This is a genomic window from Paraglaciecola sp. (genome assembly GCF_051252315.1).
GTDB lineage: Bacteria > Pseudomonadota > Gammaproteobacteria > Enterobacterales > Alteromonadaceae > Paraglaciecola.
Genome location: NZ_JBPOFP010000003.1, coordinates 38,689 through 63,361 on the forward strand (window position 1 = coordinate 38,689; position 24,673 = coordinate 63,361).

The following is a 24,673-nucleotide window of genomic DNA, read 5'->3' on the forward strand; positions in this document are numbered from 1 at the left end:
TATTTAACATTTCATTTTGTTTGATTTTAACCTTTTACTAACAATTTCAGTCATATATTGTATATAACAAGCGTTGTTGTAAAGGGGTTAGCAATGCTTGTGAGCGAAAATGATTGAAAATGCTTGACTATGTTTTTCTTAAATGTAAAATTACGTTAACAATTTGGAACAAGAGCTTCTTGTACATCAATCGCTGGAGTTAAACAGAAGATGCCAAGCAAAAAGAATGAATTTAAACATGTTGATTATAACTGGGACGATGCCGTCGCAGATAAGTTAACACCTATTGAAAGCCTAGTTTATCGTTCGAATATTCTAGGAGCTGACCAACGTATAACGAATACAGGTGGTGGCAACACTTCAGCTAAACTAACTGAAATTGATCCTCTAACGGGCGAAGAAGTTGTCGTTTTATGGGTAAAAGGATCGGGTGGTGATTTACGTACCGCTAAAGTAGAGAACTTTTCTTCTTTATATCAAGGCAAATTGAATGCTTTAGATGCTACTTACCAGGCTCGTGACGACAAAGGTTATAAGCAAGCTGGTGAAGATGCCATGATTGGTATGTACAAACATTGTAACTTTTGTTTGAACCCAAGAGCGTCATCAATTGATACTCCTTTACACTCAATGATTGCAGATAAACATGTTGACCATTTACATCCAAATGCTGTTATCGCTATTGCATCTTGTAAAGATCAAGAAGCATTAACTGAAAAGGTTTGGGATGGCAAAATGGCCTATGTGCCATGGATGCGCCCTGGTTGGGAAGCGGCCAAAGTGTGTGAAGATGCATATGCAGCAAAACCAGATAGTATTGGTATTTTACTTGGCCAACACGGTCATACTAACTGGGAATCTGAAAGCAAAAGTTGTTATGAAACTTCTTTATGGGTTATCGAAACAGCAGCCCGTTATATTGAAGAACACGACAAAGGTGATAAAACATTTGGTGGTGCTAAGGTTGAGAGTTTGTCTGAAGAAGACCGCACTGCGTTATTAGCTAAATTTTTGCCTGTAGCTCGCGGTATTTTATCGAATAAAGTTAAATTTATTGGCACTGTTCAGTCAGATGAAACAGCATTACGTTTCGTCAATAGCGTTGATGCACCTAGATTAGCTAAGTTGGGGACATCATGTCCTGACCATTTCTTACGTACAAAAATTCAACCTTTATATATTGATTTCAATCCAAAAGCAGACAGCTTTGAAACCTTGGTTGAAAAACTAAATGCTGGTATCGAACAATATCGAGTTGAATATAAAGCTTATTACGACGCATGTAAGCGTGATGATTCTCCAGCCATGCGTGATCCAAGCCCTACAGTTATTCTAATCCCAGGCGTGGGGATTATTGGTTGGGGTAAAAATAAGTCAGAATCACGTGTGACTACTGAATTCTATAACTGTGCTATCGAAGTGATGCGCGGTGCAGAAGCAATCAGTGAATACACTGCATTGCCTCAACAAGAAGCATTTGATATTGAATATTGGGCACTAGAAGAAGCTAAGTTACAGCGTATGCCTAAAGAAGCGCCTTTAGCTCGCGATGTTGTTGTTGTTATTGGTGCGGGTGACGGTATTGGTAAAGAAACAGCATTTCGTGTTGCAAGAGAAGGTGCTCACGTAGTTTGTGCTGACCTACGTTTTGAAGCGGCTCAAAAAACCGCTGATGAATTAGCAGCTATATACGGTCAAGGTATCGGTGTAGCGGGTACAGGTATTTCTGGTTGTGGTCCTGCTATTGCACAAGCAGTAAATATTACTGACCGTGAAAGTGTTCAGAAGATGTTTGAACAGGTTACCTTAGCCTACGGTGGAATTGATAAAGTTATCGTTACTGCTGGTGTGTTCTTGGCTCCAGGTCAAGCGGGCATGAGTGATGATCAACAGTTTGATGTGAGTTTTGCGGTAAATGTTAAAGGTGGCTACATTGTAGGCACAGAAGCAAACAAAATTTGGACAGCGCAAGGGTTGAAAGGCGCTATGGTATTAACCACTAGTGTTAATGCAGCTGTAGCGAAAAAAGGTTCGTTGGCTTACGACACAAGTAAAGCCGCCGCAAATCACTTAGTACGTGAATTAGCCGTTGAATTATCGCCATTAGTCAATGTGAATGGACTAGCACCTGCTACCGTAGTAAAAGGCAGTACTATGTTCCCACGTGACCGTGTTATTGCTTCTTTGACTAAATACAATGTTGAATTTGGTAAAGATGATTCAGATGATGAGTTACGCGATAAGTTAGCTATGTTCTATGCTCAGCGCACATTAACTAAATCTCCAATTACACCGGCTGATCAAGCTGAAGCGGCATATTTGATGGTTTCGGGTCAGTTAAGCAAAACAACTGGTCAAATTATTAGTGTAGACGGTGGTTTACACGAAGCGTTTTTACGCTAAGTTACGAACGAATTAGGAATTATTATGACTCAACGTATTGATAAAGGGCTTATTGCCGAAGAAAACGCTAAGTTAGAAGCGGATCTTAAAGAAGATTATCAAGCACTAGGTAACAAGTTATCTCGTGAAGGTATCAACATAGATGAAATTACTGCCAAAGCGCAAGAGTTCCAAATCGCCGTTCCTTCTTGGGGAACGGGAACGGGCGGAACACGTTTTGCTCGTTTTCCTGGTGAAGGTGAACCTCGCAATATTTGGGAAAAATTAGAAGATAGTGCTGTCATTAATGATCTATCTCAGTGTACCGAACGTGTTTCGCCGCACTTCCCATGGGATAAAGTAGATGATTTTTCAGAACTTAAACAAACTTCTGACAATCTTAATTTGAAGTGGGACTCGATCAACTCAAACACTTTCCAAGACCAACCTGGTCAAGAGCATAGTTTTAAGTACGGTAGCTTGAGTAACACTAGTCAAGCGTCACGTGACTTAGCGATTCAGCATAACCTTGATTGTATTGAATACGGTAAGGCGTTGGACTCAAAGACGCTAACAGTTTGGGTGGGTGATGGTTCTAACCATCCGGGTCAACAACATTTCCAACATGCTTTTGAGCGTTATTTAGAAAGCATGAAAACAATCTATGCTGGTCTTCCTGCTGATTGGGAATTGCATATCGAGCATAAAATGTTCGAACCTGCTTTTTACTCAACTATCATTCAAGATTGGGGCAGCAATGTACTAGCAGCCATGGAACTGGGTCCACAAGCTAAGTCTTTAGTTGATTTAGGACACCATGCACCAAACGTTAATATCGAAATGATCGTATCTCGTTTGATCCAATTCAAGAAATTAGGTGGCTTCCACTTTAATGACTCTAAATATGGTGACGATGATTTAGATAGTGGTAGTTTACACCCGTATCAGCAATTCTTAATTTTTAATGAATTAGTGGATGCAGAATATCGTCAACAAGCTGAATTTGGGCCTAACTACATGTTAGATCAATCACATAATGTGACTGACCCGATTGAAAGTTTGATGAACTCAGCTGCCAGTGTGCAACGTTCTTATGTGTCAGCATTGATTGTTGACCGTGAAAAATTAACTGGTTATCAAACCGCTAACGATGCACTGATGTGTAGTAATATATTGAAGAAAGCCTTTACAACTGACGTATCGCCAATCCTAGAAATGGCGCGTTTACAAAAAGGTGGAGCGATTGATCCAATTGCGGTTTACCGTAAGTCTGGATATCGTGCACAAGCTGGTGTTGAACGTCCAAACACGGGTGGAAATGGTTCTGGAATCGTATAAATTTCTAGAATAATGAAAAAACAAAACTCAAAGATGCAAGGGCCAATTGGTACTAGTGTCTTTGAGTTTTTTGTAATAGAACGAAAATAGACCGAGCAAAAAATAATAATTAGCACTAGCAATGTAATACTACTCGACTAGTGATATCGGAGGCAAAATGTCTACAGCTGAAGAATTTGAAATTAAACCCGTCTCACCTCAAAAACTACAAGGGCCAAAAACCTTTGCTGCCAGTTATGCCGGTGAACATGTGGCCGGAACAGAGTTTGTTATTGGCGCATTGTTTGTTGCTTGGGGGGTCGGGGCAGCCGACGTTCTAGTAGGGTTGCTATTTGGTAATTTACTTGCGGTATTGACCTGGGGTTTAATTACTGCACCTATCGCGACTGATACCCGTTTAACACTATATGCATACTTAGAAAAAATTGCTGGGCCAGGTACCATCAAATTGTATAGCGTGGTTAACGGTATCCTGTTCTGTGTGCTCGCAGGCGCCATGATTACCGTATCCGCTTCAGCTGTCAGGATCTTGTTTGGAATTGAAGACCAAGTGGGTTATTTACCTTCTGATATGCGTTTTGTGCTAGTTGTTCTTGGTGTTGGTGCTGTGGTGGTTTACATGGCAGTAAAAGGTTTTAAAAAACTGGCCGCTTTTGCTGAAGTGTGCGCACCTTGGATGATACTCATGTTTTTCGTTGGTGCTTTAGTCATGATGCCTACCACAATTGGAGCTACAGCTGGCGTTGAAGGCATCAGTAGTTTTGACGACTTTCTAACGGTCGCTAGTGAATCTATTTGGAAAGACACTGAAGGTGAAGTAGGTATTTGGCATGTCATCGCTTTTGCATGGGTTGCTAACTTAGCTATGCACGGCAGCTTAGGCGATATGACTTTACTGCGTTTCGCAAAAAGTGCCAAATATGGTTATTTCTCAGCTCTTGGCATGTTTATTGGCCACTACATGGCTTGGGTTTGTGCGGGCATTATGGGTGCAGGTGCAGCTATTCTTCTTAAAACCAGCATTACAGCCATTGACCCTGGTTCGGTAGCTTATACTGCTTTAGGCGCGTCTGGTATTTTAGCGGTTATTATTGCTGGTTGGACAACCTCTAACCCCACTATTTATCGTGCTGGTTTGGCATTTAGTTCATTAAACAGTGCATGGGGTCGCACTAAGGTGACTATCGTAGTAGGTATCATTACGACTATCATCGCCTGTTCGCCATTTGTATTCTCTGGTTTATTAGGCTTTGTCGGATATATGGGCTTATTGTTAGCGCCAGTAGGGGCGATTATTGTTACCGAACACTGGATATTCCCTAAAATTGGTTTAACGCGTTATTGGTCAAGTTATAAAGGCAATACTACAAACATCGCTGCCTTTGTTACATGGATTGTGTCTATGATTGTTGGTGTTGCTGTTGAGCAAGCTGGCCTATTACACTTATTCTTTGTTTTGGTGCCATTATGGTTATTCTCTACTGTGATGTACATCGTGCTTGCCTCATCAATGGGAGCTAAAGACAGTTACCCAGAAGCACAAGCTGCTGAGCAAGCAGAGTTAAAGCGTAAAGAAACCGAAGCAACTTATTTAGCCTCTGAAAATGCAATTGAATCTTCAAGTTCAAACGATGTACCCGTCGTGGCAACTATGTCTAAGTACGTTTCTTGGGGCGCCTTGTTAGCCTGTTTGTATATGGGGATCATGTCTTATGTGAATAACGATATTGAAACTATTACTACTTGGTTAATTGTTCCTACCCTTATTTATTTCGTCACTGCGACCTATGCATATGTCGCTAGCAACGATGGTGATTAATATCTAAACGGAAAGAGGTATTCAATTTAAGTTTTTGAGTATGCTCTTGGTTAATGTGATAATAATAAGCAGTGATTGGTAACGCTATATTTTGGTGTCATTAATCACTGCTTTTTCGTTGTAATCTATTTGTTGTTTATTTAGTTGATAAATAAACAACTACGTTAAGGTGCAAATATATGCACCGAACGATAAAAAATAATAATAAAAATCAAAGATTTACAATCCTTTTGTATCCTACAGAGCCTATTGGAGGTTTTTTTTAATGACAAATTTAGTAGATTTAGTACCCGCTGGTGTAGTGAGTGGTAAGGATTTAGATACCTTATACCGCGTAGCTCGTGAAAATAAGTTCGCCTACCCAGGCGTTAACGTAGTGAGTACCAATTCAATCAATGCAGCGCTTGAAGCTGCACATAGAATTCAGTCCCCTATAATTATCCAACTTTCTTATAGTGGTTCGGCTTTTTTCTGTGGAAAAGGAGCTCCATTAACAGGTCATCAGCCGGCTATTGTTGGCGCTATTGCTGCGGCGTATCACATTCATAATGTCGCAAAACATTATGGTATCCCAGTTATTCTGCATACCGACCATGCCGCTAAAAAGTTATTACCTTGGATAGACGGGTTACTTGTAGAAAGTGAAGAACTCTATGCTCGTACAGGTAAACCTTTATTTAGTTCACATATGTTAGATTTATCTGAAGAGCCATTGGAAGAAAACATCTCCACTTGCAAAGATTATTTAGCCAGAATGGATAAAATGGATATTTCCATTGAAATCGAACTAGGTTGTACAGGTGGTGAAGAAGATGGTGTTGATAACACTGATATCGATAATTCATTACTTTACACTCAACCAGAAGACGTGAGTTATGCCTACGAAGAGTTGAGTAAGATAAGTGACCATTTCACTATCGCTGCCTCATTTGGCAATGTGCATGGGGTATATAAGCCTGGCAACGTTAATCTTACTCCGGTAATTTTGAAAAACTCTCAGGTTTATGTGTCTAAAAAGCATAACTTACCAGACAACTCTCTTAACTTTGTTTTCCACGGTGGATCTGGTTCTACACCTGCTGAAATTGAAGAAGGTATCAGTTACGGCGTGATAAAAATGAACATTGACACTGATACTCAATGGGCAAGTTGGAAAGGGGTGTTAGATTATTATCAAGATAATAAAGATTCTTTACATACTCAAATAGGCAACGATTCAGATCCAGATGCGCCTAATAAAAAATATTATGATCCTCGCGTTTGGTTACGTAAGTTAGAAGAAGGTATGGCAGATCGCCTAATACTGGCTTTTAAAGAGTTGAATTGTGTTGAGAGGTATAAAACTAGGTAAGAATGACTTTCCTGCACTCCTCTTGCTCTGCAAGAGGAGTATTTGTTTGTTGCTTGTCAGGTAATCTATGTATAGCAAACAAGATTTCGTCGTTTGTATGCTGCAAAATATCAACGCGCTTGCGTTAGAGCCTATGTTCAAAGCTAGGCATCTATTAATAATAAAAACTTATCTCAGAATGTTTCTTGTTAAACTCAATTAAAGTTTCTTTATTGAATTGTTAGATAAAAGGGGCAAAATTAATTGTGTCCATAAAGATAACTTTTTACCTGAACCATTTCCCACCTGTGTGATATTTTGCTTGTTTGAAAAAGTACCAAAAATACGATCCCATATAATCAATACACAGCCATAGTTTGTATTACTTTCTTGGTAATTAAGGGAGTGATGAACTTGATGCCATTCTGGCGTGGTAAATACCTTGCCGTATACACCCGCTGTGAGCGGTAAATTGCAGTGGTTGATATGTACTGTGGTTAAAACAAACATTATCATCACCGCTACTACATCACTGCTCGCACCTAATAATGGCATAACTACGGCTGAGCCTAGGTTTAATCCGATAAACTCAAGGGGATGCGTTCTATCTGTGCGGCATACACTCATTTTTGTAATATGGTGATGTGTGGCATGAATGCGCCATAAGAATAAAAACCTGTGCTGCACTCTGTGTGCCCAATAACCAATAAATTCACGAGCTAATAAGCAACAAAATGCCATCAATATTAGGCCACTTATTGTATTGGCTTCGAATCTAAATGTTATACCTAGTGGTTCGCGAATCGCACTAAATATATGTTCAATGTGGGAGTCATAATGCCTAGCATAAAGTGGTATCCAAAATAAGTAGGTTGCTAAAACCCAGAAGGCATCGATTGCTAAATCATATTTATTAAGAAACCAATCTTTTCGTTTGGGAATAATACGTTCTAATAGCAAAAAGAATGGAAAAGACAGCCAAGTTACCCAGCCCACTAAGCTCCATGGTTTTATCCAACCCGATACACAAGCACTAGCAGTTAGTATGGTTAACGTTAAAACAAATATTGGTTGAGGTAACGACCATAAAAAAGTGCGTTGTTTAGATGTATCCATATCAATTTCCTACTTTGGCCACTGAGCATTCACTTTAATTAATGACCATACATTAGTTTTTAACGCATTTCATAGTGAATATCACATATTAGCCCTTGTCATTTAGGTATAACATTCTGGCCTTTAATGAACCAATAAGCATTTTTTGACTGAGATAATTTTCAGATGACTTATCAGGTGTTTTTAACCAATTTGGGGGTAACTGAACGTGAAATGGGGTGGTATACTTGTCTTTTAATATCGCGGCAATGTTCATAATTTCTAAAGCTTGTAAAGGGCTATCCGCTGTATAAATTAACTCTTCAATGGCTCTGGTTGGGTTGACTGCTTCTAGATGAGCTAAGAACTCAATGGCTCGAGCTTTAACCAAATGATGGGAAATTGTGGAATCACTACTTTGTTTGAGTAAACCTTTTACTTGTTCAATTTGATTTTTGGCTTGTGTTCCAAAAGTGGTGAGAGTCATTAACGTCCAATATTTTTCAAGCTCAGTTCCGTTTTTTAATAGTTGTTCTATACGTTTTTGGACTTCAGAGAAAGGAGACAAGGTTAGGTTGGTGATATCAATATACTTGGCAATGTTTTGTTGCTGAAAAGACGCATATTGTAGAGTATTGTTGTTGGGTGATTTCGTTTGGTAAGACTCAGGGATAAAACCTAAATCCGGAAGAGATTTTAGGCTGGTAAATAACTTTTTCCGTAAAGTCACAATGATAGGTTTATACTTATCTTGGTTTGCTAAGTTAGTTAATTCTTGTGGATCTTCATTTAGATCGAACAAAGCTTCTATAGGCTTTTGTTTAAAAAATGCGGCTTGATTATGATTAAGTTTTCCTGCTTTAAATAAGCTTTTCCATTCTTGAAAAGCAGCACTTTTATAGCGGTAATTTTGAAATAACCCATCTGGGTTCATGGGTGTAAAGTGCCTAACATATTTGTATTTACCTACACGAATTGTTCTAACTAAATCAGATTTTTCACCAAATCTATCGGCAAATCCGAATATGGTATTTCTTCTGTTAATTTGGTCTAAATGTAGTTCTTTAGATAAAAATGCTTTACCTTGATGGGCCGTATACTGCTCTAACCCAGCGAGTTTTAAAAGAGTAGGCGGCAAATCTACAAAACTGATAAAACCATCCACTTGGGTGTTGTTTAATAAGGTTTTGCTCACTAAATGGCGGTAGTTTTTAGGTATTCTCACAAGCAACGGGATCTTTAAGCCAGATTCATTGGCGTAACCTTTGGAGCCAGGCAGCACACCACCATGATCACTAAAATAAAATACGAAAGTGCTTTCTAGCTGTTTATCTTCTTTTAGCTGTTTAATCACTGTGCCAATTTGTTTATCTAGCTGAGTATGTAAATCTAGATACCTGGCTTGGGTGTATCTAAATAAAGGGGTATCAGGGTGGTTTTCTTTTACTTTCATTTGACTCACTTGATGCTGAGTCGGCACAGTTATTAGATCACTAGCGGGAAATAACACACGACTTTCATGGGTTATGGTAAATGTTTGAGTATGGAAAAATGCTTGATCCTGTGCTCTATTTCGCCAGTGAGCTAATTTCCCCTCCTCAGAAAATAATGCTTGGTTTTTGACTGCAAAATTAAAATCCGTTTTAGCATTATTAGTAACGTAATATCCGCCTTCTTTCATTAATTGATAAATGGTTTTAAGTTGGCCGTCATAATTAGCTTTAGTAAATGCTCTGTGATGCATAGTACCTGTACTGGGTGCATACATTCCTAAGGCTAATGTACTTCTAGCTGTAGAACATACGGGCGTTGTTGAATAAGCGTTGTTAAATTGCAGCCCATGTTTTGCTAAAGCTTCTATATTGGGGGTTACGGCGCCATTTTTATTATATAAACGTAAATAATCTGGCGAGTTATCTTCTGATATTAACCAAACAAAATTAGGTTTTTTTTGTGGGGGAGTATGAGATTGTAACTGAGTATGCTGACATCCCGTAAATGCTAAAATACTAGCTGCAAATATTAGGTAATATTGCACAAACAAATTTTGCGTTTTTTTTAACAAATTAATTATGTTTGTTGCGGAACGTAAAACAAACATTAACACTCTCACATAAGAACTATTGGATAGTCCTCATGTTAATTTGTTTCTATAATAGATACAAGGTGGCCGTGAGAGTTTAGAAACCTTGGTACACACTTTTGTTTACCAAGGTTTTGATGGGTTACTCAGTGATATACACGTTACCTTGAGTTAATTTAGACAATAAATCTTGCCATTCACTTACGTCCCAATTAGCGCTTGACCCCATAAAAATAGCCTTTTCTAAATGTTTAATCACCTGACTAAAGTCACGGTTTTCTCGTTTTCTGTAAGACTGGGCAAGGACATAAAAGTATTCAGGGTTGGTATGCTGTTTTTGTTCTATTTGAGCAAGTAAATCAATCGCACCTTGTACATCAAATAGTTCAGGGCTAGTTGTGGTGAGTTTCAATTCAGCTGCTTTTAATGCTGCAGCTGCGTGGTCTTTTTCTGCGGCCATTTCAAACCAAAACAAGGCTTTATGTTCGTCGTACTTAACCCAAGGGCTGGTCACAAACAGTCTACCTAATCTATATTCTGCACGGGTTAATCCGTAGCTACTGGCAAGGCCAATCCATTTTATTGCTTCTTTTATATCTGTCTGTTCACGGTATAATTTCATGCCGTATTCGTACATGGCGCCTGGATGTCCTAATTTAGACAAAGCTAATAAACGTTGAGCTACTTCACCTTCTTCTTGGGTAACCCAAGAGAAGTTTTGTAAAGCCATTACGTATTCGTATTGGGCGTTAAGTTCAGTACTGTTTTTCTTATCTTTAACTGAGCGTAAAATGTTGGCGTACATAGGCTCATTTTCTTGCACCATAGTAAATTTACTATAGGTTGCTGCGCCCATATAGGCTCTATGTACAAACTCTGTGGGTTCACCTTTAAAGGTAGGAATGGCAGTTGGAAATAACTTGTACTCGTCTCTAATCGTTAGTGTGCTACCCATCTTTTGGATATCAAACATATTTCGTTTACTACCATCTGGACCAATATCATGCTCCACAATAAGAAATGGCAGCTTGGGTGGTGTCATCAATAAGTCAAAACTATCTTCATCTTCTTGATCACCGTTGTCATCAAAGGTGCTAAGGCCATCATAAGCAGAAGTGTATTCATCTGAATTAATATCTTCTACATAAAACTTAGGGTCTATGCTTGGTTCGCCTTCAAAGGTAAATTTTTCCTTTAGATTTTCAGTGATTAATTGAGGGAAATATAGTTGTTGGATGGCCGCTTTCCCTTTTGTTTCTTTGTATTCGGCCAATATTTTGTTTACGGTTTTCTTTTGATTTTCATTAAGAGGACTTAATAAGGTTTGCAAGGTGGTATGAGCTTTTTCTAAATCATAGTCCGCGGCAAGTGATACATAAATCAGTGCATTGAGTGCGTCTTTTTCAACTCCTAACCCTTGCTGATACATTGTTGCCAACTGGTAATAAGCGTGGGGGTTACCTAACTTAGCTGCTTCTAAATATCCATCTTTAGCTAAATCATATTGCTTAGCTGTATATTGGCGGTCAGCTTTTAAAATGTCTGCTGAGAATGTTGAGGTCGATACGAGCGCCCCGACCAGTGCAATTCTTGATAATTGCTGAAGTAGCTTATTCACTTGTGACTCCAATAGCATGTTAGTGATCCAAAATGATTGATTTGAATTGTATGTGACAGTAGTTTCTGTGGAAATACAATTTACGCTTATTTTACATACGTCCTTTGGCACCAGCCTCTATGGTTTTTTGTAAAAAGTAGTCATTACCGTTGTAATAGGACATCTTCGACCAAGGGGCGTTTTTTTGGGGGACATAGCTAGCTAATTTGTTTTTGACTTGGCTGTAAGCCTTGTCATTAGCTACATTAGTCCATTCGTCTCGATCAATTTTATGATCGTATAGTTCTTCCGTTCCATCTTCATATTGAATATAACGGTATCTTTCGGTTTTTATGGCGTGATTATTAGCACCATACGTGGTGACAGCGACATGCGCCCATGGTGCGCTTGGATCGAACAATAATGGTGTTAAATCTTGCCCTTCATTATTGGGATTAGGTGGTAATCCACACATTTTTATTAAGGTTGGATATAGATCTAACAAACTCACTGGTTTGTGGCTTGTTTGTTTGGTATTTGACTTGGGCGGCTTAATGATTAAAGGCGTACGAGTGGCTCGTTCCCATAATGCCATTTTGGCAAACTTGTCTTTTTCACCCACTTGATAACCATGATCACCCCATAAAACCACGGCCGTGTTGTCTGCATAGGCACTGTTTTCTAACGCATCTAAAACAATGCCAATACATGAATCAACAAAAGACACACTGGCTAAATAACCTTGCACCGCATTACGAAACTCCCCGTTTTTTATTGCCCACTCTGTAGTTGGCATCATAGGGTGGTCGGCAATAATTTTGGCAATGTCAGGCACGTCATCTAAGTCATCTTTTAAATAGGGGGGCAGTACGATGTTTTGGGTTGGATGTAAATCAAACCACTTTTGTGGCACATGCCAAGGGACATGTGGACGAATAAAACCACAGACTGTAAAAAACGGTTTATCGTGTTTTTTCTCGAGCTCTTTGGCTACCCAGTGCGCGGAATGAAAATCAGGCATCTGATCATCTCGCTCAGGAAAAGGCCCCCAGTCTGTGCTGGTCTTGGGCTGATCCCACACCATGTTTTTTTCTGGGTATGGACCAAAACCTTGTTCACGACCGCCATACACATCAAAGCTACCTTCCACTACTTTTTGATGGAATACCTTACCTATGGCTGAGGTGTAATAACCATGTTGCTTAAAGTACTCACTTAAAAATACGGATTGGCTGGTTTTGTCATGAGCTGAACGAATATCTTTATCACTAATATGTCCATAAATCCCCGTTGTAGAAGGCGCAAGGCCTGTCATGATACTCGCTCTTGATGGGCCACAAAGTGGGGCAGATGCATGGGCGTTGGTAAACAGAGTTCCTTGATTGGCTAGTCTATCTATATTAGGTGTTTTGGCGTTTGGATGGCCTTTCATAGCCCCAACCCAATCATTTAAGTCATCGACAATTAACATCAACACATTTGGATATTCTTTTTTTAATTCTGCCAACCAAGCTTGTTGCGGAAAAGCGGCCGCAGTGATGGCGCCAGCACCACCTAACAAAAAATTTCTTCTCGTGATCATGACTTTCGGTTCCGTTTACTTGGTATGTCCAACTATCTTGGTATGCCCAACTTTGTATTGATGTGTGTGACTTAAATTAACTTTAGTTAATTTAAGTAGATTTTCTCATTTAAACATTTTGGTCATTATTGTTCAAGTTGGGTCACTTGGCAGGTTGGTTTGATATATATATACCGAAAACTATAATGCTTACTTCCTTGTTTACTAATAGTTACGGCCATTTTATTGGATGGTTTTAACGCCTTACTCGTTGTTTTATCGCGGATTTTACTAAATGTGTATGTGTGTCTTAGGTGATTTTTAGTCAAATTAGGTCATTTTAGGTCTTTGTGTGATTGTTTTATTCATGTAATATAGGCGCCAAATGTTATCAATTTGTACATTTTGCTTATAGATTGTTAAAAGTATAGGTGCACAAATTGGCTAAATTGGAAGAAATAATGAGAAATATAAAAAACGTGACAGGTCGTAAGTTGATCACCTCGTTAGCAAGTGTGGTGTTTGGTTTTGGTTTATCTGCTAGTAGTTTTGCAAGTGAAAAGCCGAATATCATATTTATCTTAACTGACGATTTGGGATTCAACCAAATTGGTGCTTATGGCAAAACCCCAATCAAAACCCCAAACTTAGACAAAATGGCCGAAAATGGTATTCGTTTTGATCAGGCGTATGCCGGTAATACTGTATGTTCGCCTTCAAGAGTGTCTTTGTTCACTGGGCGAGATGGGCGGTATATGAGTAACAATTCAAATACCGTTGAATTGACCCATTTAGATATCACCCTTGCTCATATCCTTAAATATGCAGATTACGATACGGCTTTATTTGGTAAATATTCTATTGGCCAACAAATGGGCGTGACGGATCCGTTAGCTATGGGATTTGACACTTGGTATGGCATGTACTCAATTCTTGAGGGGCATAGGCAGTATCCACAAATCATGTGGCGTGATGGTAAAAAAATCCGTATTACGGAAAACGAAGGTGGCCGAAAAGGGGCTTATGCACAAGAGTTATTTACTGAAGAAGCGATTAGTTACATTAAACAAGAGCGTGAAAATCCGTTCTTTATGATGTTGACCTTTTCTTCACCTCACGCTGAGTTAGCTGTGCCAGAAAAATATAGCAAACAGTATGAGTTTGACGAAAAAGCTTACACAGGCATGAAAGATGGCGTACCTGCTGACAAGTATGCAGCCTATTACCCGGAACCAGTGGATAAGCCTAATGCTGTTTTGGCTGGTATGGTAAGTGCTCTGGACGACTACATTGGTCAAATCACTGCTGAACTAGAAGCTCGAGGTGAATTAGACAATACCTTAATCTTTTTTACTTCTGATAATGGACCACATGACGAAGGTGGTGCTAGCCCAGAATTCTTCGAAGCATCAGCACCTTACAAAGGTCAAAAGCGCGACCTTTATGACGGCGGTATTCATGTTCCTATGTTAGTGCACTGGCCTGAAAAAATTAAGAAAGGCCGTGTTGATAATACCCCTTGGTTATTTGCCGACGTATTACCAACCTTTGCAGAAATTACCGATGTGAATTTAAACATAGTGCCTAGAGTGAAAACTAACGGTAAATCTATTGCAGGCTTGTTAAACGATTCTCCTGAAAAAATGCAAGAGCGTACCTTGTACTGGGAATTTGCTAAACAAGTGGGTGACCCTAACTCAGGCATCATTGGTGACGTGTTCCAAGCGGCCCGAAAAGGTAACTGGAAAGCGGTACGTTATACGGTACAAGGTGAAACAGAACTGTATGACATTATTAAAGATCCAAGTGAATCCAATAACTTGGCTACTAAAAAACCAAAGTTAGCCGAAGAGTTTTATCAGTTATTTGAAAAATACAAAGATTAATTATGCCATTAGATCGCAGGTAAATTATTTCAAGGAAGGTGTGTGGGTTTATTTGAGGTCTTTTGGTGTTATTAAAGAACCTGGGTTCGGGTTAAGTAATTGAATTATAGAGTTAAATTTAGTTTGGTTGATACTTCTTATCCAGAAGTCAGGTTAAATAATTAAATCGGGGCTGAGGCCCCTTTTTTATATGGATTGTTAAAGGAAATAAGATGAAGTGTTTGTTGGCAAATCGCATCGTGCTCAGTGTCCTAGTGTGTTTCCAACTTGGGGGGATGGCTTGTTCTAAAGTGGAACCTATTGTCCCGTCAGGTTCAAAGCAAGCAGGCTCCGAGCAAACAGAGTCTAAAATCACTGTTCAAAATGCAGAGATCCGCCCCAATGGCTTATTAGTCGAGGGGAATATAAAACCGCTTAATGTGCACAACCAGCAAGCTCGTTTGTCATGGTTAGCAAATGTCATTTCTCAGCATGCTTACCAAATTCAAGTCGCATCAACACTAGCGTTATTAAACAACGAAAAAGCTGATTTATGGGACAGCGGAAAAGTCACCGATAAAGCTTCGCGTAATATTGCCTATCAGGGCCCCGTTTTAAACAGTCAAGACAGTGCCTATTGGCGAGTTCGAGTATGGTCAGACAATAAACAAAACCCCAGTGAATGGAGTGAAGTAGGTTATTGGCAAATGGGCTTATTGCAATCAAGTGATTGGCAGGCCAAGTGGTTACAAGCTCCAGAACGTAAAATTGTCACCAGTGAACTTGCCGTTAGTCAATGGATAGATTTAGTTGGTACTGTAGAAAAAGAAGATGGCAGTATTGCGACTTCGGCAATTCAACAATTACATAAAATGCCCTCAGCCAGTTTGTTCCGTCACGAGTTTTCGTATAACAAACAGATAGTTGGAGCAAAATTACATAGTACCGCTGGTGGATATTATGAAGTGTTTATTAATGGTCAACAGGTAAAAGATCGTTTGATGGATCCAGGTCAGACTGACTTTGATAAACGTATTTTGTATAACACTGATGATGTAAGTACTTTTTTACAGCAAGGTAAAAACGTCATAGGCGTACATTTAGGCAGTGGTTGGTACGACGAAGATATTGCATTTAGTGGTTGGAAAAATCCAGATGCTCAATCTGCAAATAAAGCGCGTAAAACCTATACCTTTGGTCAGCCAACTTTTATCGCGCAACTAGAATTAACTTTTGATGATGGCAGTACCCAAATAGTTGCCACCAATAAAAATTGGTTAAGCCATTCATCGCCTGTTGTTAAAGAAGGTATATTTTCTGGCGAGTTGTATGATGCGTCAAAAGTGATCGAAAATTGGAATATGATTGGAGCTGTCGAGCATGCAAAAAACTGGAAACCAGTAAAAGTATTAAAAACATGGCCAACTTTATCATTAGAGCCACAGCTGCTACCTGCTATAAGACCCGTTAAACTCATGCAACCAGTAAAGGTATTCCAACCAAAAGAGGGTGTTTGGGTATTTGATTTTGGCCAAAATTTTACCGGTATTCCCACCTTATATTTAGATAAACTTAATCTTAAACCTAGACAAGGTGTGTACTTGCGGTTTGCTGAATGGGCAGATGATAAAGGCGCTATTAGCCAGTTAAGTGGTGGTGGATGGGCAACCAATTTAAATGCAGTAGACGGTTATATTGCTGGTGAAACTAAGCAAAAGAGCTGGACTCCGAGTTTTACTTGGCATGGGTTTCGTTATGTTGAATTGACGGGCTTAGCAGAAAAACCATCGTTAGATGTATTAAGTGCCCAACTCATACGCAGTGATGTTAAACGTGTAGGCCAATTTGAAAGTTCTGATCCCTTAATTAACCGCATTCACGATACTGCCATGTGGAGTTACGAAAGTAACTTAATGAGTGTGCCGTTAGATTGTCCTATCCGGGAAAAAGCGGGTTGGACAGGTGACGCACACGCAGCGCTTATTACCGGTAACTACAATTTTAATATGCAGACTTTTTGGGAAAAATACTTAGGTGATTTCGAAACGGCATTAAAAGTTGCGCCTACTGTTGTTCCAGGTAAACGTACCGGAGGAGGCAAGGTTGATTGGGCCGTGGCTGAGGTGTTTATTGCATGGGAGCATTACCGTCATCATGGTGACAAACAAGTGTTACTTAATCAATATACCAGTTTGCAAAAATATATGGCCTTTGGTAAAAGCCAAATGTCTGATTTTTTAATAAAAAGTGGCTATGGAGATTGGTGTGATCCGGTTCCATCACCTGGTACTCCTAGAGTGGGAGGTCGAGGTACGCCTCAGTGGACTACCACAACTGTGACTAGTACGGCCTTGTTTACCCAAGCTGCTAATTATATGTATAAAATAGCTCAAGTATTGAATAAAAATGGTGATGCAGCCGAATATCAATTGCTTAATCAAAACTTAAAGCAAGGCTTTCATCAGGCCTTATATGAAGCTGAATCAAGGCATTATGGCAGTCAAACGGCAGATGCCATGGCATTGCAATTTGGCATTACGCCAATTGAGCTTAGGCAAGGTGTGGCAGATGCACTAAACCAAGATGTTGTTGAAAATTGGAAAGGCCATTCATCAGTGGGCGCCCTTGGTCAAACGTATTTGTACTTGTCTTTAAGTGATTATGGTTACACAGACACCGCCTTTAATATATTTAAAGCCAAGGGGTATCCGGGATATTCCTATTTGTTTGATGAGCTAGGTGGTACCACTCTATGGGAGCGAAAAGGTGCGTTTGACCCAAGTAAAGGGCGTGGGCCACTTCGTTCTTTAAATCACCCATTTCATAGTGGTTATGATGGCTGGTTTTATCAAGGTTTAGGCGGTATTCGACCACTAGACAACAGTGTTGGTTTTCAAGAATTTATGCTTAAACCTGTATTCCCTAGTCAGTTAAAAACTGCTGAGGTTGTCTACGATGCAGGGTATGGCCAAGTAAAAAGTCATTGGTTGCGAAAAGGCGATAACATCCATTGGGATTTTGAAATCCCTAATAACACTCAAGCATGGGTGATTCTGCCAAACCAAGACAAGCAAATTTACACTGCTGGCTCTTACTCATTGGTCATACCCAGTGGTCAAGATTATTCTGTAGGTGCGAGCGTTATCGGTAACAATCCAAAAGAAAGAGTTACTGCTTTATCCGAAGAATCTTTTGAAGGAGGGGGCTGGAACGCAGGCAGATTGTACGCAACCTATCATCCAGGACACAATGCAAGCTTACCTAAAAACTTCCGCTTTACCCAATTTCAAGGCCCGCACTCGTTTGTAGCTGAAAGTAGCATCACTCGTTTAGGTAATTATTCGGCCAAGCTACATTGGAAACATGGTAATCCGGCTAAATGGAATCGCGACCCAAATAAATTAGATAACGAAGATCGCAAAGCCATGTTTCATGGCACAAATGCCAGTAGTAACACGGCCACTGTATGGCATGGTTTTAGTGTCTACTTTCCTAGTGAAGATACCCTACTTACCGATAAACAAGATCCGCTATTTTTTCAGCTCCATGGCGCACCCGATAAAACAGCAGAAGGCAAAGAACCTGGCCGAAATCCACCATTGGCACTGACTATTACCAATTACGGTTTTGATGTGGGCTATGGCTGGGACGCTAGAAAATTCGCCAAAGATACTGGTGGTCAAGGCCGTGATAAATTTACTGTGCCGCTTAACATCGACGATTACAAAGATAAATGGGTAGACTTTGTCATCGAAGTTCGCGCTAATCCCTTTGAAGAAAAAGGTTATATCAAGATGTGGATCAACGGTAAACAAATGGTTAACCGCACTAATATTCAACTTGGCTATAACGATGACAAAGGGCTTTACCCATCTTGGGGTTGGTATCAAACCGGCAAACATAACGCTGGTCGTAATAGCGATATGATCCTTTATCTAGATGAAATTCGCCACGTAGAAGCAGTTGATGCTGATTATTATGATGTAGCACCAGGTTTTTTTGCGAAATAATTTACATGTGAAGCTATAAGGATAGTATCAGCGCAACTCACTTTCGCGAGCTGCGCTGTTAGCCGTTTAATATATTCTATCTAGATGATTTAACTAAATTAATGTGCTTTATCTGCACTGGGCCAATGAGCCCAGAGGGTTCTAATTGCGTTTCGTGGGCCTTTGGAGGATTAGTGGTCCAGGTTTTCTTCTGATCTTTGGCGCGGGTGTTGTCGAAAATCAGCTGATTACGCCACGTATTGGTGACCACTATTCGTAGTTGGTTGCTGCCTTGTTGTAAATATTCCGATACGTCGAATTGGTATGGTGGAGATAAACGAGTAGCTACAAGTTTATCGTTCAGCCATACCTCGGCAATATCATGTACTTGCCCTAAATCTAGCTGGGACACTTGGCTGATTGTGTCATTGTTAAACTCAAAATTAGTCTGATAAATAACCGAGCCAGAAAAGTGGCGGATAGCCGGATTCGAATGGGTATTTAGCGGCTGAAGTTGCTTGAGTGTAATGGTTTCTGGGGTATCCCATCCTGCATCAAATTGCAGTTGCCAAGGTTTATCAAGGTTTATGTTTTGCTGTTGTGTCGGTAATGTCAGTACTTTATTTGTTGTACTTGAAGCTAAGCTTATTTCAGCAGATCTCAGAGCAGGAAAATTTGCCTCTAAAATCAATTGCCCTTTGACAAACTGAATAGGGGGCTTTGCTCCGGAATGTAATTTATACCAACCTGGTGTGGCAGATAATGCTATGTCTTTATTTACCACTAATTGTTCAAAATTAGACTGCTTAGGATCCGTTATTTCTGAGGTTTTATTAAACACTACAAATTGGCTGCCATGGGGTTTGAGTTGCACCAGCACATTAGCTGAATTATCCGTAGTCGATCGTGTGACTAACTGAGCAGGGTGGATTTCTCCAGTGTCAATATCCCATACCTCAACTTGGCCTGCACCGTCCCTAAATTGTATGGATACATCAAGAGCCGAATCATGTTGATTCGTCACATAATAGATTTCAGCATCAGCTGTGGTGCGATGTAGCCAGCGTATATCAGGTTGGGCGGCAACTTGGACATCGGCTTGAATTTCCTCAGCGGCAATCACTTGTTCAAGTGTTTGTCCCCAGTACACTTTACCTTTACCGGTTGATTTAACGCCAGATCCGGTATTGCCCCACAGTTCGTCAGATATTTGTTTAAGTTTGCTAAAGTCTTGTTCATCGTCCATCAAACTAGCTGAATCGACTGGTTTGTTACCTAGAATGATCGCTCCTTGCGCTACTAAGCTCTTTAGTTTCTCGGCGGTAGATAACAACATACGCTGTGAGTCACGGAGCATGATAATTTTGTATTGGCCAGCGCCTTCAACATGTAGCTGGCCATCTGTAACTTTGACTTTACTATGTAGAAGCTCAGCATTTAAATAATCAAACTTGTAACCATCAGGAAACGGGTGAGTATCAAAAGGATGGCGATCGAGTTCATCACCCAAATACCACAACACATCAGCCACAAATTGCCCTTGTTGTAACAGGTATTGAGTTCGGGCAAGTGATGTCAACCACGTGGGGGTATGACGCCACCAGGTTTGTGTTCTCAATAATGGAAAGCCGATAGAGCCACCAAAACTAGAGCCAGGAAGCACATCGGTTTGCGGTGTATGAGAAAACGTATGGAAGACTAAATGGTTAATACCTTTGGAAAAATTTTCATTAATTAAGCCTTGGATGGTTAGAGGAGATTCATTCCATTTGACGTTTAATTGAGTGGCAGCTTCAGCAGCCAAAAAGGGTTTGTCGTATAAGTGGTAAGCTGATGCTGCAGCATAAATAGGTTTAGCTTCTACATTGTTTTCAGGGGATTTTGGATACCAAAACTCTGTCATGGGGAAGTCACTTACACCGTAATAACGTAATGGGTCACCGGGAAGTGTTTCGCCTGTCGCCCCTTCAGTATAAACCTTAGCGCCCATGTCATGAGATACCGTTCTAAAATGATCAAAGAAGTTTTCTACATACAAATCGTCCATGGTTTCACGGAGATCGCGCAAAAATTTATTACTGCTTTCAACCGAGTCCACTACATAGCCTAATGTAGCCGGCATATAAGGCAACATGTCGTATCCTCTGCGTTGTTTGAATTCCACAGGAAGTTGATCACTTTTTATGGTCCATGTGGGCACGCCACTTTCCCAGCTGTCAATTAAGATCCCATGTAAATCATGGCCATCTAACGGCCCACCTGCGCGCATTAAATTGCCCATCATGCCATTGCGTAAATGGTTCTCAATAGCGACTTTATCGAGCTTACTAGTCTCCCAACCTGTGGCTTCTGGCTCAGCTGGTTTGTTGGTTTTTAACATATTCACATGACCAAAGCGGATCACTGTCCAGCTGCCTTCTGGCGCTTGCCAATTAAGCTGCCCTTGTGAATTGACTTTAGTCGTTAAGTTAATGATATCTGCTGGATTTATAATATCTTCACTGGCTGAAAACTGAGGTATCTGGGTTTGTAATTCCCGTGAACTTTTAGCTGCTTTAGCCTGATGATTATGTAAGCGCACTTGGCCGTTTAAACTGACATAAGACAAAAATAGCGGGTCGTCGGTAAAGGTCAGTTTAAATGTTTTTGCTCGGGTTTCAGGTAAGTTAAAGCTGACCGGGTAATCATTGTCGTACCAATGACTGGTGGGAACATCTAGTTCAGCCACAGTCTGCCACTGGCCATTGTCTAGTTGTGATTCGACTAAAATTCCAATATTTACTTTGGGCAATAAACGGTTAGTTAAGACGGTGCGTATGGGTGGTAGTTCTACACTACGCAAAGTGGTTTTGTCAGCAAACTGCACCGTCACCCAGGTGGGGTTTCCGTCAATATAATTAATATTTTGTTGCTGATAGGTTTTATAAGGCTCTTGTGCATGAATCTTTTTGGGATGGTAACTAACCCGTTTATCATGTTCAAACACTGAATCCCAAGGTATTAGCTTATTGTTCGTTTCATAACTGATGGGTTTTAAGTTAACCAATAGTTCATTTTTTGGTGTTTTAAAGGCGATTGTTTGCACATCTTGATAATTACGATCTGCCGATAAATAGTCAGCTTTTAGAGCTAGTTGTTGTTGTATTTTTTGCCCTCCTTGTAAATAAAACACATGCTCTACTAACTCTCTTTGCGACTCTTCTGCGGGTACCCAAGGTCCGCCAGCCATTGACCAGCCAGGACAGTTTTGAAAAGTTAAATTTAAGCCTAGTCGTTCGGTTTCGTCGGCAACATGGCCAATCATATCTTCCCATTCTGGGGTGAGTATCGGTACCTGCGGCACATTAGGGTAGGCTGGGCCTTTTTTGTTAAACAACTGAATGCCTTGCATGCCAGAATAGCTAATAGCTTCGAGGTCAGCGGTTAAACCTTCTTGGCTGATATTTTTACCGTTTAAATGAAACCATGTCTCTGGGTAATACTGTTTTGCAGGTTGTTTGAAGTTGCTCTTGAGTTCAGCGAATGAAGGGGGGACACCTGAAAGTTTCACAACAGTCTTAGAAGGTCCTGAGCAGGATGTGACTAAGCTTATGATTAAAGTACTCAATACTAAATGTATGTATTTTGTTGGCATTTATGACGTTATAAGTGATAATGACGTAAAATGATTGTAAATGAATTATAATTTTTATTCATCTATAAAATGTTAGTTAAAGTTAAGTCTTTGTTTTTTAAAGAGTGAAACTAAAAACATAAAGCCTTATTTACATTTGTTAAATCTTTATTCTAATCAAAATATGTTAATTTGTGATTGAATTTAACTGTTGCAGGGAATGTATGAATATCCAAGTATTAAATTGTTTAACAGTTCCAACACGGGTTGTTGTTTTAGTGTGTTTAGCATTGGCCAGTTATTGCTCATGGGCGAATGCCGACGAAAATATGGTCCGCGAACAAACTAATCACAAACCTAATATATTGTGGTTAGTGTTGGAAGATATGAGTCCAATATTGCCAGCCTATGGCGATAAAACCATAGAAACGCCTAATATAAGCTGGTTAGCCAGTGAAGGAGTGAGATATACCAATGTGTATTCTACCTCTGGAGTATGTGCCCCTAGCCGTGCAGGTTTAGCCCTGGGTATGTATCCCTCTGCTGTGGGTGGCAATCATATGCGCACTACCTCTTACACCCAAGTGACAGGGTTGCCAAAGTATGGTGCGGTGCCACCACCTGAAGCCAAAATGCTTAGTCAGTACATGCGTGATTTAGGTTATTACACCACTAACAACTACAAGACAGATTACCAGTTTCAGACGCCTAAAAATGCTTGGGATGAAAGTGGCGTATATGCCCATTGGCGTAATCGTCCAGCGGACAAACCTTTTTATTCAGTTGTGAACTTTACCACCACCCATGAGTCAGGCTTATTTGAACCCTATGGGGTTAGAGATATTGAATCTCGTCATTATTTTGCTGATGATCCGGCTCGAATTGCAAAACTGTCTACCAGTCCTAATCAAAAAACAGATAAGGCGAATACCCCTGTTCATGTGGCAAAAGACTTAGATTTTCCTATTCCCCCTTATTTGCCAGATACGCCCTTAGTGCGTCGTGATTTGTGGAAAATGTATAACAATTTAGCTGAGGCGGACAGGCAAATAGGGGCGGTATTAGAGCAGCTTAAACAAGATGGCCTGTTAGACAACACCATTATATTTTTCTATTCGGATCACGGTGGGCCGTTACCACGACAAAAACGTTTGATTTACGATAGTGGTTTAAAAGTGCCCTTGATCATTCGTTACCCCCATGCACAACAAGCTGGCAAGGTAGATGAACAATTGGTGAGCTTTATAGATTTTGCCCCAACTACGGTTAAGTTGGCAGGCATGGATGTGCCCAAACATTTGCATGGCCAAGATTTCCTTCAAAATGGTTTGAAACAAAGGGATTATATTCACGCGGCGGCTGATAGGTTTGATGGTTTTACTGATGTGATTAGAGCGGTAAAAGATAAACGTTTTAAATACATTCGAAATTACCGCCCACAGCAGGGTTACTATTTACCCGTGGCCTATCGTGAAAAAATCCCCACTATGCAAGAGTTATTGCGTTTGCGTAATGAAGAAAAACTTAATGCTAGTCAAGCTCAATGGTTTAGAGAATCCAAAGACGTAGAAGAGTTATTCGACACAATTAATGACCCTCACGAGTTAAATAATTTAGCCAAAGACCCTGCGTACGCCGAGCAGCTTAAAAGGCTGAGTGCAGAAATGGACAGATGGTTAGCTGAGGTAGGGGATAATCCAGCTTTAGCTGAAAAAGACCTAGTGGCTAAGTTGTGGCAAGGCCAAGCTGATAAACCTAAAACGGCTGCTCCACAAATTCAATTTAGAGCAGGAAAAGCCCACATCAGTAGCGCTACTCCAGGTGCCGCCATTAGTTATAAAATTATTCAAAATAACTACCAGCCTAAGACATGGCAACAATACGGCCAACCTTTTGATGTGCCAGATGGGGCTAAGTTACATGTACTAGCCCATCGAATTGGTTATCAAGAAAGTGAATTAAAAACGCTAGTTGTTTCCGCAAACAAAAAGCAGCCATAGC

12 protein-coding genes are annotated in these 24,673 nt (G+C 40.1%); 7 read left to right on the forward strand and 5 right to left on the reverse strand.

Going from position 1 to position 24,673, the window contains the following annotated elements; all coding sequences use genetic code 11:
- Positions 1–210 precede the first annotated feature (210 nt).
- The 4 genes from ACSHXM_RS01030 (at position 211) to fbaA (ending at position 6,890) form a co-directional block, all read left to right on the forward strand.
- The gene (locus tag ACSHXM_RS01030) at positions 211–2,403 is read left to right on the forward strand and encodes a bifunctional rhamnulose-1-phosphate aldolase/short-chain dehydrogenase (protein WP_435686855.1); all 2,193 of its coding nucleotides are present in this window, start codon (positions 211–213) and stop codon (positions 2,401–2,403) included.
- 24 nt (positions 2,404–2,427) lie between these two features.
- Entirely contained in the window at positions 2,428–3,720 is a 1,293-nt protein-coding gene (rhaI, locus tag ACSHXM_RS01035) for an L-rhamnose catabolism isomerase (protein ID WP_435686856.1), read from the forward strand.
- Positions 3,721–3,877: 157 nt separating this feature from the next.
- Complete coding sequence (locus ACSHXM_RS01040; RefSeq protein WP_435686857.1) at positions 3,878–5,539, forward strand: nucleoside transporter; 1,662 nt, start codon at positions 3,878–3,880, stop codon at positions 5,537–5,539.
- Between the two features lie 265 nt (positions 5,540–5,804).
- Complete coding sequence (gene fbaA, locus ACSHXM_RS01045; RefSeq protein WP_435686858.1) at positions 5,805–6,890, forward strand: class II fructose-bisphosphate aldolase; 1,086 nt, start codon at positions 5,805–5,807, stop codon at positions 6,888–6,890.
- Between the two features lie 198 nt (positions 6,891–7,088).
- On the opposite strand, the gene ACSHXM_RS01050 is transcribed toward fbaA, so the two are convergent.
- From ACSHXM_RS01050 to ACSHXM_RS01065, 4 genes are all read right to left on the reverse strand, one after another.
- Positions 7,089–7,985: a sterol desaturase family protein gene (locus ACSHXM_RS01050; protein ID WP_435686859.1), complete on the reverse strand. Its 897-nt coding sequence runs from the start codon at positions 7,983–7,985 to the stop codon at positions 7,089–7,091.
- Between the two features lie 88 nt (positions 7,986–8,073).
- Entirely contained in the window at positions 8,074–10,065 is a 1,992-nt protein-coding gene (locus ACSHXM_RS01055) for a sulfatase family protein (RefSeq protein WP_435686860.1), read from the reverse strand.
- Positions 10,066–10,189: 124 nt separating this feature from the next.
- Positions 10,190–11,665, reverse strand: coding sequence for a tetratricopeptide repeat protein (locus ACSHXM_RS01060; protein ID WP_435686861.1), 1,476 nt, complete (start codon positions 11,663–11,665; stop codon positions 10,190–10,192).
- A 91-nt stretch (positions 11,666–11,756) separates the two neighbouring features.
- The gene (locus tag ACSHXM_RS01065; protein WP_435686862.1) at positions 11,757–13,226 is read right to left on the reverse strand and encodes a sulfatase; all 1,470 of its coding nucleotides are present in this window, start codon (positions 13,224–13,226) and stop codon (positions 11,757–11,759) included.
- 440 nt (positions 13,227–13,666) lie between these two features.
- Here ACSHXM_RS01065 and ACSHXM_RS01070 point away from each other — a divergent pair, with 440 nt between their 5' ends.
- Positions 13,667–15,091, forward strand: a complete 1,425-nt coding sequence (locus ACSHXM_RS01070) for a sulfatase-like hydrolase/transferase (protein WP_435686863.1) — start codon at positions 13,667–13,669, stop codon at positions 15,089–15,091.
- Positions 15,092–15,303: 212 nt separating this feature from the next.
- Positions 15,304–19,080 carry a family 78 glycoside hydrolase catalytic domain gene (locus tag ACSHXM_RS01075; protein WP_435686864.1) on the forward strand — a complete coding sequence of 1,259 codons (3,777 nt, stop codon included), beginning with the start codon at positions 15,304–15,306 and terminating at the stop codon, positions 19,078–19,080.
- A 76-nt stretch (positions 19,081–19,156) separates the two neighbouring features.
- Here the strand turns inward: ACSHXM_RS01075 and ACSHXM_RS01080 are convergent, their stop codons facing one another.
- The gene (locus ACSHXM_RS01080; RefSeq protein ID WP_435686865.1) at positions 19,157–22,609 is read right to left on the reverse strand and encodes a glycosyl hydrolase; all 3,453 of its coding nucleotides are present in this window, start codon (positions 22,607–22,609) and stop codon (positions 19,157–19,159) included.
- Between the two features lie 287 nt (positions 22,610–22,896).
- Between ACSHXM_RS01080 and ACSHXM_RS01085 the strand changes: the two genes are divergently transcribed.
- Positions 22,897–24,672: a sulfatase family protein gene (locus ACSHXM_RS01085; RefSeq protein WP_435686866.1), complete on the forward strand. Its 1,776-nt coding sequence runs from the start codon at positions 22,897–22,899 to the stop codon at positions 24,670–24,672.
- Position 24,673 lies beyond the last annotated feature (1 nt).